Origin of the sequence: Gluconobacter oxydans, from assembly GCF_006539685.1 — a bacterium.
Taxonomy (GTDB): domain Bacteria; phylum Pseudomonadota; class Alphaproteobacteria; order Acetobacterales; family Acetobacteraceae; genus Gluconobacter; species Gluconobacter oxydans.
This window is the reverse complement of sequence record NZ_BJNM01000010.1, coordinates 49,079-62,529: the sequence shown is the minus strand read 5'-3', so window position 1 is coordinate 62,529 and position 13,451 is coordinate 49,079. Positions and strand designations below refer to the sequence as shown.

Annotated in this window: 11 protein-coding genes and 1 other RNA gene; 11 read left to right on the top strand and 1 reads right to left on the bottom strand. The window is 63.4% G+C overall.

Translation table 11 applies throughout. The features are described 5' to 3' along the window. Positions 1-107 precede the first annotated feature (107 nt). Both zwf and GOX01_RS06155 read left to right on the top strand, forming a co-directional pair. Positions 108-1,577, top strand: a complete 1,470-nt coding sequence (gene zwf / locus GOX01_RS06160) for a glucose-6-phosphate dehydrogenase (RefSeq protein ID WP_011251741.1) — start codon at positions 108-110, stop codon at positions 1,575-1,577. Between the two features lie 6 nt (positions 1,578-1,583). Then, positions 1,584-2,054: a hypothetical protein gene (locus GOX01_RS06155; RefSeq protein ID WP_011251742.1), complete on the top strand. Its 471-nt coding sequence runs from the start codon at positions 1,584-1,586 to the stop codon at positions 2,052-2,054. A gap of 24 nt (positions 2,055-2,078) precedes the next feature. Here GOX01_RS06155 and GOX01_RS06150 read toward each other — a convergent pair whose 3' ends face one another. Next, entirely contained in the window at positions 2,079-3,074 is a 996-nt protein-coding gene (locus tag GOX01_RS06150; protein WP_062269734.1) for an alpha/beta hydrolase, read from the bottom strand. 75 nt (positions 3,075-3,149) lie between these two features. Between GOX01_RS06150 and rnpB the strand changes: the two genes are divergently transcribed. From rnpB to murD, 9 genes are all read left to right on the top strand, one after another. Next, positions 3,150-3,568: RNase P RNA component class A (gene rnpB, locus GOX01_RS06145), an RNA gene on the top strand. A 290-nt stretch (positions 3,569-3,858) separates the two neighbouring features. Continuing rightward, on the top strand, positions 3,859-4,353 hold the full coding sequence (mraZ, locus tag GOX01_RS06140; RefSeq protein ID WP_011251745.1) for a division/cell wall cluster transcriptional repressor MraZ: 495 nt from the start codon (positions 3,859-3,861) through the stop codon (positions 4,351-4,353). Continuing rightward, entirely contained in the window at positions 4,350-5,321 is a 972-nt protein-coding gene (gene rsmH / locus GOX01_RS06135) for a 16S rRNA (cytosine(1402)-N(4))-methyltransferase RsmH (RefSeq protein WP_011251746.1), read from the top strand. The genes mraZ and rsmH overlap by 4 nt, the downstream gene beginning before the upstream one ends. After that, positions 5,318-6,109: a cell division protein FtsL gene (gene ftsL / locus GOX01_RS06130; RefSeq protein ID WP_011251747.1), complete on the top strand. Its 792-nt coding sequence runs from the start codon at positions 5,318-5,320 to the stop codon at positions 6,107-6,109. Before rsmH ends, ftsL begins: the two co-directional genes overlap by 4 nt. Positions 6,110-6,190: 81 nt before the next feature. Further along, the gene (locus GOX01_RS06125; protein ID WP_011251748.1) at positions 6,191-8,176 is read left to right on the top strand and encodes a peptidoglycan D,D-transpeptidase FtsI family protein; all 1,986 of its coding nucleotides are present in this window, start codon (positions 6,191-6,193) and stop codon (positions 8,174-8,176) included. Positions 8,177-8,184: 8 nt separating this feature from the next. Next, positions 8,185-9,645 (top strand): UDP-N-acetylmuramoyl-L-alanyl-D-glutamate--2,6-diaminopimelate ligase, encoded by a 1,461-nt coding sequence (locus GOX01_RS06120; protein ID WP_011251749.1) that lies wholly within the window; start codon positions 8,185-8,187, stop codon positions 9,643-9,645. Continuing rightward, entirely contained in the window at positions 9,642-11,015 is a 1,374-nt protein-coding gene (locus tag GOX01_RS06115) for a UDP-N-acetylmuramoyl-tripeptide--D-alanyl-D-alanine ligase (RefSeq protein WP_024717277.1), read from the top strand. Before GOX01_RS06120 ends, GOX01_RS06115 begins: the two co-directional genes overlap by 4 nt. After that, a complete protein-coding gene (gene mraY / locus GOX01_RS06110) occupies positions 11,015-12,106 on the top strand; it encodes a phospho-N-acetylmuramoyl-pentapeptide-transferase (RefSeq protein ID WP_011251751.1) in 1,092 nt (363 codons plus the stop codon). The genes GOX01_RS06115 and mraY overlap by 1 nt, the downstream gene beginning before the upstream one ends. Further along, positions 12,103-13,449, top strand: a complete 1,347-nt coding sequence (murD, locus tag GOX01_RS06105) for a UDP-N-acetylmuramoyl-L-alanine--D-glutamate ligase (RefSeq protein WP_024717276.1) — start codon at positions 12,103-12,105, stop codon at positions 13,447-13,449. The genes mraY and murD overlap by 4 nt, the downstream gene beginning before the upstream one ends. Positions 13,450-13,451: the final 2 nt, after the last annotated feature.

Below are 13,451 nucleotides of genomic sequence, written 5' to 3'. Positions count from 1 at the left end.
TCCCTTGACAGGAAGGGCCCTGACAGGGAACTAGACGGTGCCTGAAAAGGCCTGAACCCTAACCCTTTTTTCCCGGTCTGCGGGTTCGAGAGGTCAGAGAGTCTTCCATGGAACATTTCCAGCAGGTCGAGCCTTTCGACTATGTCATCTTCGGTGCCACTGGCGATCTCACGATGCGCAAGCTGCTGCCCGCGCTCTACAACCGCCTTCGGATGGGCCAGATTCCGGATGATGCGTGCATCATCGGAGCCGCCCGTACGGAGCTGGACCGGGAGGCCTATGTCGCGCGGGCCCGAGACGCCCTTGAGCGGTTTCTTCCCTCAGACATCCTGGGCCCGGGGCTGGTCGAGCGTTTCCTCGCCCGTCTCGATTACGTGACGCTGGACAGCAGCCGCGAGGGCCCGCAGTGGGACGCCCTGAAGTCCCTGCTGGCCAAGGCACAGCCTGACCGGGTGCGCGTCTATTATTTCGCAACCGCACCGCAGCTTTACGGCAGCATCTGCGAGAACCTGAACCGCTACGAGCTGATCACCCCCACGTCGCGGGTTGTTCTCGAAAAGCCGATCGGTACGAACATGGCCACCGCCACCGCCATCAATGACGGGGTCGGCCAGTATTTTCCGGAAAAGCAGATCTACCGGATCGATCATTATCTCGGGAAAGAGACGGTCCAGAACGTTCTCGCCCTGCGTTTTGCAAACCCGCTCATGAACGCTGCCTGGTCCGGCGAGCATATCGAGAGCGTGCAGATCACGGCGGTCGAGACCGTGGGCGTCGAAGGTCGTGCGGCCTATTACGACACGTCTGGCGCGCTTCGCGACATGATCCAGAACCACCTGCTCCAGGTACTGTGTCTGGTTGCGATGGAAGCCCCCGATTCCCTTGAGGCCGATGCCGTCCGCAACGCCAAACTGGCCGTCCTGAACGCCCTGCGCCCCATCACGGATGCCACAGCCGCCACCGAGACGGTGCGCGCGCAGTACACGGCAGGCGTGGTCGATGGCGAGAATGTTCCGGGTTATCTTGAAGAGCTCGGCAAGCCCAGCGCGACGGAAACCTATGCCGCAATCCGCGCCTGGGTGGACACGCCGCGCTGGAAGAACGTGCCGTTCTACATCCGCACGGCCAAGCGGTCCGGCAAGAAGGTCAGCGAGATCGTCGTGACGTTCCGCCCGGCTGCGACCACCATGTTCGGCGCCACCCCGGCCAGCAACAGGCTGGTCCTGCGCATCCAGCCCAACGAAGGCGTGGACCTGCGTCTGAACGTCAAGAACCCTGCGCTGGATGTCTTCAACCTGCGGACGGCGGATCTTGATACCTCCATCCGCATGGAAGGCGGCCTGCCCTTCCCGGATTCCTATGAGCGGCTTCTTCTGGATGCCGTGCGGGGTGATCCGGTACTGTTCATCCGCCGCGACGAGGTCGAGGCCGCATGGCGCTGGGTCGAGCCCATCCTTGAGGCCTGGAAACATGACAAGGCGCCCATGCAGACCTACAGTGCGGGTTCCTATGGGCCGGAACAGGCAACACAACTGCTCGCCAGCCATGGCGACACCTGGCATGAAGCGTCGGAGTAACCGCATTTGAGCGACGATAAAAGCGCAACGCCCCGCCTGGGTCGCACTCCGGGCCGGGGCACGCGCCGGCAGCCCCGCAGCTTCAAACAGCTCCTTCTGCGGCGGCTTCTGGTCGTCATCCCGGCTTTTCTGCTGATGTTCATCGCGGTCCGGACAGGTCTGCTGGACATGTCCTATGACAAGATCACGTTCAGCAAGCTGAGCTGGTTCGACAACACGGCCCTGGTGGAGCATCTCCGCCTGGCGGTCGTGAGAGACAACCTGACGGACCTGCCGCGCAACTGCCTCGTTTTCGTGGTCAACGGCAATGCGGCGGACAATACGCCGACGATGGATGTCCTGGGACGGCACGGTAATGGCTGCCCCGGCACGACACCTTCGGCGGACAAGCTGTTCAGCCTGAAGATCAACCGCTCGGAGCGGACCGTGCAGACAGATGCGGGAACACCCGGCGCGTTCCACGACCTGCCTCTTTAAGACATTTCAAGAAGGCGGAGCCTGTCAGCAGGCTCCGCCGTTCTTCTGTGCAAAGACTTCGCGCAGGAACATCCCCCCTTCCCGCAACGCCTGACGTCCGTCCCGGAACAGCGCATAGCCGTTCAGGAAACCATGAATCATGCGCGGAAAGTTCTTCAGCCGAACCGGCACACCTGCCTCATCGAGGCACCGGGCATAGAGCTCGCCCTCTCCCCTGAGCGGATCAAAGCCCGCGGTCACGATCATGGCCGGCGGAAGGTCCTGGAAGTCCTCCGCCAGAAGGGGCGAAAATGCCGGATCGAAAAGCTGCTCGGGGCTGCGCAGCGTCTGGCCGCAATACCAGTACAGAAGTTCCGCACTCAGCATGTAGCCCTCGGCATAGGCCTGACGTGAAGGCGGAATGAACGGACCGCTCAGAGCAGGGTAATAAAGAAGCTGCGCACTCAGTGGACGCAGGCCCTTTTCCCGCACCCACTGCGTGAGCGCCGCGGACATGTTGCCCCCTGCACTGTCTCCCGCAACCGCAACTGGCACATCCTCGCCAACGGTCCGGAAAATCCAGTCCAGCGCCGCCTTGGCATCTTCCAGCCCTGCCGGAAAGCGGTGCTCGGGTGCGAGACGGTAATCCAGCGAAACCACCATCGCGCCGGACGCAGCCGCAAGACGGCAGCAGATCCCGTGATGGGAGACCATATCGCAATGAACGAATCCGCCACCGTGCAGGAAGAGAACGACACCCCGGACCTTTCCGCGCGGCCGGTAAAGGCGCGCGGTGCGGAAGCCATCGGCTCCGGGCACACGGATCTCACGCCATCGACGGATCCGCAGCGAGGACAGGGCTACAGGAAAACTCGGGCGCCCCGTGATACGCCGGATCTGCTTCAGGATCGGTGCGGCGGGTGGCGCGGCGGGAATGGGCGGGATCTCTTCCAGGGCGATCATACGCGGCGTAACGCCGCGTCTCCGGCTCTGCCAGGCCAGCCAGGACAGGAAGATCCGTAATGTCAGGGTCGGGCGCATTTCACCATTATGCCGGGATCATGCCCAAAAGTCTGCCCTTGACCCCGCAGGCGTCCCGGAGCAGTGTCTGCGCCGCCAGACGGCTGGACGATCGCTGTGTGTGCGATGAGGATCGCATACAGGGAGGAAAGTCCGGGCTCCATGGGAAGACGGTACCGGCTAATTGCCGGCGGGGGCGACCCCAGGGACAGTGCCACAGAAAACAGACCGCCCGCCGGACTGTGCCTCATGCGTTCATTCGCGGGGGAACATGTTGCGGGTAAGGGCGAAACGGTGCGGCAAGAGCGCACCGCATCTCCGGCAACGGCGATGGTCATGGTAAACCCTACCGGGAGCAAGACCGAATAGGAACGGCAGGTTTCCGCAAGGAAACCGGGGGTTTCTCGCCCCGTCGTTCGGGTTGGTTGCGTGAGGCCTGCAGCAATGCAGGTCCCAGAGGAATGATCGTCCCGCTTTCGGGCGGACAGAACCCGGCTTACAGGCCGTCTGGCACCCTCTGGAAAAATCTGTTCTTCCAGTAATTGTTCCCCTCACCAAAGAAGAACAAAAACAGAACAAATAACGGCAGGTATAGATCCGCCTGAGCGATTATCCCTGATAAACCCTAACAAACCGCAAAAATTTCCGTCACATTTCCAGTTTTGAAAATGTCGCAGTTTTCTGCGGTTTTCTGACGATATCTGTTTGACGTCCCATGAAATCCCATGATATCCCAGTCAAGACCAAGCCAAATAACCAGAAGCCGCATTACCGGCTCTGAGCGCAGGAAGGAGGCACATCATCCATGAGCATGTTCCTCGGCACGCATCAGAACCGTTTCGATGCCAAGGGACGTGTTTCCATTCCTGCATCTTTCCGCGCCGCCCTGAAATCACAGGCCCAGCCGGGAGATCCACTGGTCATCCTGCGCCCGTCCCATCTCCATCCCTGCATCGAAGGCTGGACGGTCGGCGCTTTCGCGTCGCTTGCGACGCCGCTCGACGAATACGATCCCTTTTCGGAAGATCATGAAGATCTGGCCGCCAGCCTCTATGCGGACGCCTATCCGCTGGACAGCGACAAGGAAGGCCGCATCATTCTTCCCGAAAACCTGCGCACCCACGCAGCGCTGACCGACGAAGTCTCCTTCATGGGGCTTGGCCGCACATTCCAGATCTGGAACCCCGAAGCTGCGGCAGAACGGCGTCAGGCCGCCCGCAGCCGCGCCAGAACCCTCGCAACCAGCCGCCGCCCTGCCAGCGCGCCAGCCGCCGGCAACACAGCGGGAGCAGCGGAATGAACGCGATAACCCTGGTCCATTCCGGCCATGTTCCGGTCATGCTGCACGAGGTTCTCGAAGCGCTCTCCCCTCGCGCTGGCGGACGCTATCTGGACGGCACGTTCGGTGGCGGCGGCTATGCCCGCGCCATCCTGAATGCGGCCGACTGCACGCTCGATGCGATCGACCGTGACCCGGCCGCCATCGAGCGCGGAAACGCCATGGCCGTTCAGGCCAACGGACGGCTGCGGATGCATCAGGGCACGTTTGGCGACATGGAAGCCCTGGCCGGAGCAGAAGGACCGTTCGACGGCATCGTTCTGGATCTGGGCGTCTCGTCCTTCCAGATCGATCAGGCCGAGCGTGGTTTTTCGTTCCGTAATGACGGCCCGCTGGACATGCGGATGGGCTCGGATGGCCCCTCGGCGGCTGATCTGGTCAATACGTGCAAGGAAGCCGAGCTCGCGGACATCCTTTACCGCTACGGCGAGGAAAAGCTCTCCCGCCGCATTGCGCGCGCCATCGTGGCTGCCCGCGCCGAGGCCCCGATCACGACGACCGGCCAGCTCGCGCATATCATCCGCTGCTGCGTCCCCCGCGACCGCGCCAATATCGATCCGGCCACCCGCAGCTTTCAGGGGCTGCGGATTGCCGTGAACGACGAGTTGGGCGAACTGGAGCGGGCGCTGGAAGCCGCGCCGCGTCTTCTGGCTCCCGGCGGCATTTTCGTTGTCGTAACATTCCATTCCCTGGAAGATCGCCTGGCGAAACGTGCCATGGCCGTCCTTGCAGGCCGGACGGGAAATCCTTCCCGTTACGAACCGGCGCCGCTCCGTCAGGAAGCACCGGCTTTTTCCCTTCTTTATTCCCGTCCCCTCTCCGCCACGGATGAGGAATCCCGGGAAAACCCCCGCGCCCGCAGCGCCCGCCTGCGCGCACTGGTTTGCAACCCCGCCCCCAAGATGCCCGTCTCAGGAATGCCCTCATGATCCGGCCCTTCACCGTCGCCTGCGCTGTCCTCGCCGCAGGATCCGGCCTGTTTCTCTATACCAAGAAGCATGAGACCACGGTTCTGGACCAGAAGATCACCAAGATCGTGCAGGAGACGCAGCGCGTGCGTGGCCAGACCGCCATGCTGCGTACGGAATGGGCCCTGCTGAACCAGCCGGACCGCCTGAAAACCCTGGCGGCCCGCTTTGTCCCCGCCCTGCATCCGATGGAGCCGGACCAGTTCATCCGTATGGCCTCGCTCGAAGCACGCCTTCCCGCTCCGGGCTCGAAGGCGCAGCCGGCCGATCCGCGCGAAGGACTGCATGAGGTTGTGAACCGCGCTGCCGAAGCCGCTCACCTGCCCCTGCCCGCTCCGCAGGCTGTCGTACATGCTCCTGCCCCCGCCCAGCCGACGCCGGCTCCGCGTCCGGTGGCTGTCGCCATGTCGTCCCATCCCGCTGCGGCGCCGAAGCCGGCCGCCGCCCCTGCGCATGTCTCCCATGCCCGCAGCGCGGATATGCAGATCGCGTCTGCTGCGCCGCGCACGGTTTCGGCGCCGGTTCACGCCCATGCCGACAGCGCGCCCAGCGTCCGGTTGGTCAACTATCGTGAGAGCCATCCTGCTCCGCTCATGGTTGCCGCCTGGCACCCCCAGACCGTGCATGTCAGCCACAGCGCAGCCTCGACCCGTCTGGCCGAAGAGCCGCCCCGCACGCATCACACGCAACTTTCCGCTCTGGGAAATGCGAATGACGCATTGCCCGCGCCGGTGCCGTTGGCTAACTGAAAGCCTTCTCATCGTTAACCGCTCGTTCAGCATTCTCGGATAGCTTAGGGCGAGCCCTTCAACAGGACGCACCCCCGCACGATGCCCCAGGACGTGCCACCTTCTTCCGGTTCACAGCGTCCCGAGCGTCCGGATGTGCCGTCAGGGCGTTTCCGGCGGGGCGGCACGCCGCGAGGGTTCCGCAGGCTTAATCTTGACCAGATGCACGGACGCCTGCTCGGCGTCGGGATGGGATTTCTCGCGATTTATGGCGCCGTGGCGCTCAAGGCGACCGTTGCCACCGTCCTGATGCCGATGGAGCCGGAAAAGCGCCAGATCGCGCCTCAGGTTCCGGAAATCCCCAAGAGCGATCCGCGCGGGGAAATGTCAGGCGATTTCGTCCTGCCCACCGTCAAGCGCGCGACCATTACCGACCGCACGGGTCAGGCTCTGGCGCTCTCGCTGCCTGTCGCGCAGGTCTATGCCAACCCGATGGAGCTGATTGATCCGGCGGATGCCGCCGACAAGCTCCGCAAAGTGCTGCCGCAGCTCGACCGGGACGAGACAATCCGCCGCCTGTCGCTGAAAAAGCAGTTCGTCTATCTGGCGCGTGACATTTCGCCTGTTCAGGAAATCGCCATCAACAATCTGGGCATTCCGGGCATTTATTTCGAAGCAGGCGAACGCCGCCATTATCCGCTGGGCCGCACGGCCGCGCAGATCATGGGCAGCGTCGATATCGACGATCACGGCATTGCAGGCGTGGAGCGGTATTTCGACAAGCGCCTGAACTCCGACCGCACACCGCTGCGCCTGTCGCTGGACGTGCGCGTGCAGACCGTGGCGCATGACGAGCTTCAGGCTGCGAAGGATGAGTTCTCGGCGATTGGCGCAAGCGCCATCGTCATGGACGTCCGCACGGGCGAGATCCTGGCCATGGTCAGCCTGCCCGATTACGATGCCAACGATTTCGGTCACGCGCCCAACGACGCCCGCTTCAACCGGGCCGTTACCGGCATGTACGAACCGGGTTCGACCTTCAAGCTCCAGACGGCGGCCATGGGCCTGCAACTCGGGATCGTCCATCTGTGGGACCGCTTCTCGACCATTCCCATCAAGGTCGGCCGCTTCACCATCCGCGACATGAAGACCGACCATTTCGCCCCCTGGCTCTCCCTGCCCGGCGTTCTGGCCTATTCGTCCAACCCGGCAGCGGCGCATATCGCGCTTGATGTCGGCGCGACACGTCAGCAGGACTGGCTGCGGAACATGGGCTTTTTCAACCGTGTTCCGGTCGAACTGCCCGAAGCCGGACGGCCTCTCGTTCCCGCCTCGCGCAACTGGGGCATTTCCACGGTCATGACGGTCGGGTTCGGTCACGGTGTTGCCGAACCGCCGCTGGCCATCGTGCGCGGCACGGCAGCGACCGTGAACGGTGGTATCCTGCTCAAGCCGACCCTCGTGGCACGCGATACCGAGGACGACAGCAAGTCGGCACCGGATGCCGATGCGGCCCAGGTCCGGCCCGTGGCCTATCGACCGGGTACGGACACCGACGAGATCGGAGCCGAAACGCCGGTGGGCACGCGCGTCCTGTCCGAGCAGACCTCAGCGCTTTTGCGCAAACTGCTGCGCCTTGACGTCACGATGGGCAGCGGCAAGTCCGCCGAAGTGCCGGGCTATTATGTCGGCGGCAAGACCGGCACGGCAGAAAAGATCGGCGCGCATGGCGGCTATCTGAAGCACGTCAACGTCTCGGCCTTCACCAGCGTGTTCCCGATGAACAACCCGCATTACGCCGTCTATGTGATGCTCGACAGCCCGCAGGGCACGGTGGCGACGCATGGCTGGACGACGGCTGCCTGGAACGCCGCGCCGACCGTCAAGAAGATCATCTCGCGTGTCGGCCCGATCCTGAACCAGTTCCCGGATCTGGCGAACAAGGATGCGATCGACGCGTCTCTGGCCATTCCGATGAACCCGCCCGTGCCTCCCGGCTACCGCGCCCTGGGGCCCGGTAACGATCCGGGCGATCCGCGCAATCAGGCCCGCGCCTCCAAGACCCCGACCTCCCGAACACAGCACTGAACCGTTTGATGCGCCTCTCCCAGCTCTTCGCCCTTTGCGGCACGTCGCAGTCCCTGACAGACGATCCCGACATTCTGGCCGTGACCGCCGACAGCCGCCGGGCCGGCCCGGGGACGCTCTTCTTTGCCCTGCGCGGCGCGAAACAGGACGGAAGCGCCTTCATCCCGCAGGCCATATCGCAGGGGGCCGCAGCCGTGATCGTGGATCAGGAAACCGCGCGCCCGGATAGCGCAGTTCCCGTGATCGTACGGCCCGATGCCAAGCATCTGCTCGCCTGCATGGCGTCCGCGCTTGCCGGTCCGCAGCCCTCTTGCATCGCGGCGATCACGGGGACGAACGGCAAAAGCAGCACGGCCGATTTCCTGCGCCAGCTCTGGATCCTTCAGGGAAACCGGGCGGCCAGCCTTGGAACGCTGGGCCTCATTTCCGATACGGACGTGCCAGCTCCACCTAGCCTGACCACACCGGACCCCGTATCGCTGTCCCAGACCCTGGCCGCGCTGGCCCGCAACGGCGTGGAGCATGTCGCCCTCGAAGCCTCGTCGCACGGACTGGAGCAGCATCGGCTGGACGGCGTCACACTGACGGCAGCCGGCTTCTCCAATCTGACGCGCGACCATCTCGATTATCATCTGACGCTGGAAGCCTATCGCGCCGCAAAACTGCGCCTGTTTGACGAGGTGCTTCCCACGGGGGGCATCGCGGCAGTCAATGCGGACATGGACAGCGAGACCTTCTCCGCCCTTCAGGACATTGCAGCCCGTCGGAGCCTCAAACTCCGCAGCGTCGGGCGCAATGGCACCACGCTGCGACTGATCGAGGCCCGTCCCACGCCGTCAGGGCAGATCCTGCGTCTGGCCCTGCATGGCGAGGAACTGCCCGAAATCTCCCTTTCGCTGCCCGGGCGCTTTCAGGCCGACAACGTGATGCTGGCGGCTGCCATGTGCTGGCAAGATGATGCCGACACCCGGCAGGTTGTGGCCCTTCTGCCGCGCCTGACGGGTGTACACGGCCGGTGCGAGCGGGCTGTTGCGTTGCCCAACGGTGCTGCCGCCTATGTCGATTATGCCCACACCCCCGATGCGCTCGACTGCGTCCTATCCAGCCTGCGACCGCATACAACAGGGCGTCTGGTCGTGGTCTTCGGCGCGGGTGGCGACCGTGACCGCGGCAAGCGCCCGCTCATGGGAGCAGTCGCTGCGCGAATGGCAGATCTGGCGATCGTGACGGACGATAATCCCCGCACGGAAGAGCCCTCTTCCATCCGCTCCGAAATCCTGGCGGCCTGTCCAGACGCGCTCGAAATCGCGGATCGTCGTAGCGCCATCGCAGCGGGACTTGAGGCTCTGCAGCCCGGCGATATCCTTGTCGTGGCCGGCAAGGGACATGAGCAGGGTCAGATCGTTGGCACGGAAATTCTTCCCTTCGATGACCGTCTCGTCATTCGTGAACTGGCAGGTGTGGCATGAGCGTTCTGTGGAACAGTGCGGACCTTCGGGCCGCGACAGGCGGAACACTGAATGCTGACGTCCAGGTCACAGGCATCTCAATCGACACCCGGACACTGACGCCGGGCGATCTGTTCATCGCCCTGCGAGGCGAGACGAGCGACGGTCACGCCCATGTGCAGCAGGCTCTGGACAAGGGTGCCTCCTGCGCGCTTGTGCATGACACGGCTGGTCTGGACGATCCGCGCCTTCTGATCGTCCCCGACACCATGACTGCCCTTGTAGATCTGGGCCGTAATGCGCGCGCGCGTTTTCGCGGAAAAGTCGTCGCCATCACCGGAAGTGTCGGCAAGACGACGACCAAGGACATGCTGAAAGTCGCGCTGTCCGCCATCGGCCCGACGCACGCTGCGGTCGCCTCCTACAACAATCACTGGGGCGTGCCCCTGACGCTGGCCCGACTGCCGCAGGACGCCCGGTTCTGCATCAGCGAAATCGGCATGAACCATATCGGGGAAATTGCTCCCCTCGCTGCTCAGGTCCGACCCGATGTTGCGATCATCACCACGATCGGCACAGCACATCTCGGGCATATGGGCAGCATCGAGGCGATTGCGCAGGAAAAATCCGACCTGTTCAGCGCTCTTTCGGACAAGGGAATTGCCATCGTCCCCGACGACGCAGCCGGTCAGGAGCATTTCCAGACAGCCCTACCCGCAGGATGTGCCCTGTGGCGTTCGGGCTTCTCCGAGACGGCACAGCTCCGGATCGAAAATCTGCACTGCTCGGCAGAAGGCAGCCATTTTTCGCTACATCTGCCATCTGGCATTCAGAACGTGACGCTGACGGCGCCGGGAGAGCATCTCGCCCGCAATGCCGCTCTGGCCCTCGGCGCGGTTGCGGCTCTTGGCGAAGACGTCGCTGTTGCAGCCACCGCACTCCAGAACTTCGTGCCGGGTGCAGGACGCGGACAGATGCGCACGATCCTGAACGACGTGCGCCTTCTGGACGAAAGCTATAATGCGTCCACGCCCAGCGTCCGCGCGGCACTGGCAACCCTCGCGCTGCTTCCGGCCCAGCGGCACATCGCGGCCCTCGGGGACATCCGCGAACTCGGCACCTTCGCCGATGCCGAACACCGTTCGCTCGCAGACGCCGTTCAGAACGCCAAAGCCATTGCCTTCTGCTGCGGCCCCCATATGCGCGCACTCTATGATGCGCTTCCCTCCGAGCTTCAGGGCGGATACGCCGCTGACGCCGCGTCTCTGGCGCCTCTTCTGCTCAAAGCCCTTCGCCCCGGTGATCTCCTGCTCGTGAAAGGCAGCTTCGGCAGCCGGATGCGTGACGTGATCTCAGTCCTCGACAACGCTTCCAGCCCGGTTTCTGCCTGATGCTTTTCAATCTCATCGCCGCCCATGACACGTCCCATGGCGGGTTCTTCAACCTGTTCCATTACCTGACCTTCCGTTCGGGCTGCGCCTGCCTGACGGCGCTGGTCATCTCGCTGGCACTGGGCAACCCCTTCATCGCGCAGCTCAAACGCATCCAGCGCGAAGGCCAGCCAATCCGCACCGTCGGGCCCGAGCGGCATATTCTGGAAAAGGCTGGCACGCCCACGATGGGCGGCATGCTGATCCTGATTGCGCTGTTCTCGGCCACGCTGCTCTGGGCCGATCTGACGAACGGGTTTGTCTGGGCCGTCATGCTGACCACGGCAGCCTTCGGGGCGGTTGGCTTTGCCGATGACTACCTGAAGCTCTCTAAGCGCAACACGACTGGCGTCTCCAAGCGTACCCGGCTTGGCTGCGAGTTTCTGGCGTCGCTGATCGCTGGCATCTGGCTCCAGTCCCTGACGCCGCCGGAACTTCGCAACATGGTCGCCTTTCCGTTCGTCAAGGATGTGCTCCTTCCGCTGGGCTATGCCTTCCCGATCTTTGCGATGATCACCATCACGGGCTTCGGCAACGCCGTGAACTTCACGGATGGGCTGGACGGTCTGGCTATCGTCCCGGTCGTGATCGCCGCATTGGTCTTCGCCCTGATTTCCTATCTGGTCGGCAATCACGTCTTCGCCGACTACCTGCAGCTTCATCCCGTTCCGGGTACGGGCGAACTCGCAGTGTTCTGCGCGGCCCTGATCGGCGCAGGCCTCGGATTCCTGTGGTTCAACGCTCCGCCAGCCGCCGTCTTCATGGGCGATACCGGCTCCCTGTCCCTCGGCGGGGCTCTCGGAGCCGTGGCCGTCGCCACCAAGCATGAACTCGTCCTGTGCATCGTGGGCGGCGTTTTCGTTGCCGAAACCCTGTCGGTCGTGATCCAGATCTTCTGGTTCAAGCGGACGGGCCGGCGCGTGTTCCTGATGGCACCGCTGCACCACCACTTTGAGAAAAAGGGATGGCAGGAGCCGAAAATCGTGATCCGGTTCTGGATCGTCTCCATCGTGCTGGGCCTGTGCGGTCTGGCGACGCTGAAACTGCGATGAGCGGCTTTCCGTCCGACCTCCTCGCAGGCGAGCGTTATGCCGTCTGCGGTCTGGGGCGCAATGGCACAGCCGTTGTGCAGGCGCTGCTCGGGATGGGCGCAGAGGTTCAGGCCTGGGATGACCGCAATGCCGATCTTCCCGCGCAGCCGAACCTGACGGTTGCTCCTCTGACCGACCTGTCCGGCATGACAGCCCTGATTTTGTCCCCCGGCATTCCTCATCTGCTCCCCAAGGCCCATCCCGTCGCGGACCTCGCCCGGGCACAGGGGATCCAGATCCTGTCCGATGCCGAGATCCTGTATCGCGCCGTCCGTAAGTCTGGCTCAAAAGCCGCGTTCATCGCCGTCACCGGAACGAACGGAAAATCGACGACGACGGCGCTGATCGCCCATCTTTTTACGACAGCCGGACGTCCCTGCGCGGCGGGTGGCAATCTGGGTACGGCATCGCTGGCATTGCCGCTCCTGCCCGATGACGGCGTCTACGTCATCGAAATGTCGTCCTACATGCTCGAACGGCTGGATCGCTTCCACGCGAACGCCGCCTGCCTGCTGAACCTGACCCCCGACCATCTGGACCGGCATGGCGACATGGCGGGCTATGCCGCCGCCAAAGCGCATGTCTTCGATAATATGGGCCCGGACGATCTGGCCGTGATCGGTATGGATGATGACTGGTGCCGCGCCATCGCCTCACAGGTCGCATCACGCGGCGTACAGGTCGTTGAACTGGACGCAGACGCCCTGCCACCTTACGACGGCCCGGCCCTTCCCGGACGGCATAATGCCCAGAATGTCGGCGCGGCCCTGACCATCGCGAGCCATCTCGGCCTTGATGAGGCGGCAATCCGGACCGGCCTGAAATCATTCCCAGGCCTGGAGCATCGCCTGCAGAAAGTCGCGGAATGCGATGGCGTCTCTTTCATCAACGACAGCAAGGCCACGAACGCCGAAGCCGTCTCAAAGGCTCTCGCCGCCTATGACAAAGTCATGTGGATTGCGGGCGGTGTTGCAAAAGCCGGCGGTATCGAAAGCCTCGCGCCCTTTTTCCGTCACATCGCACAGGCTTTTCTGATCGGACAGGACGCGGATGTCCTGGCCGCGACGCTGGAAACGCATGGCGTACCCTTCCAGCAGTGCGGAACGCTGGAAAAGGCTGTTCCGGCAGCCTTCAAAGCCGCTCTCGACGAAAACATTCCTGTCGTCCTGCTTTCACCCGCCTGTGCAAGTTTCGATCAATTTCGCAGTTTCGAGGATCGAGGTTCACACTTCCTTCAGATTTGCGATAATATCGTAAAATCAGGCCATTCGGGCACCAACCCCACGCAGAAACAGGAGGATTGACA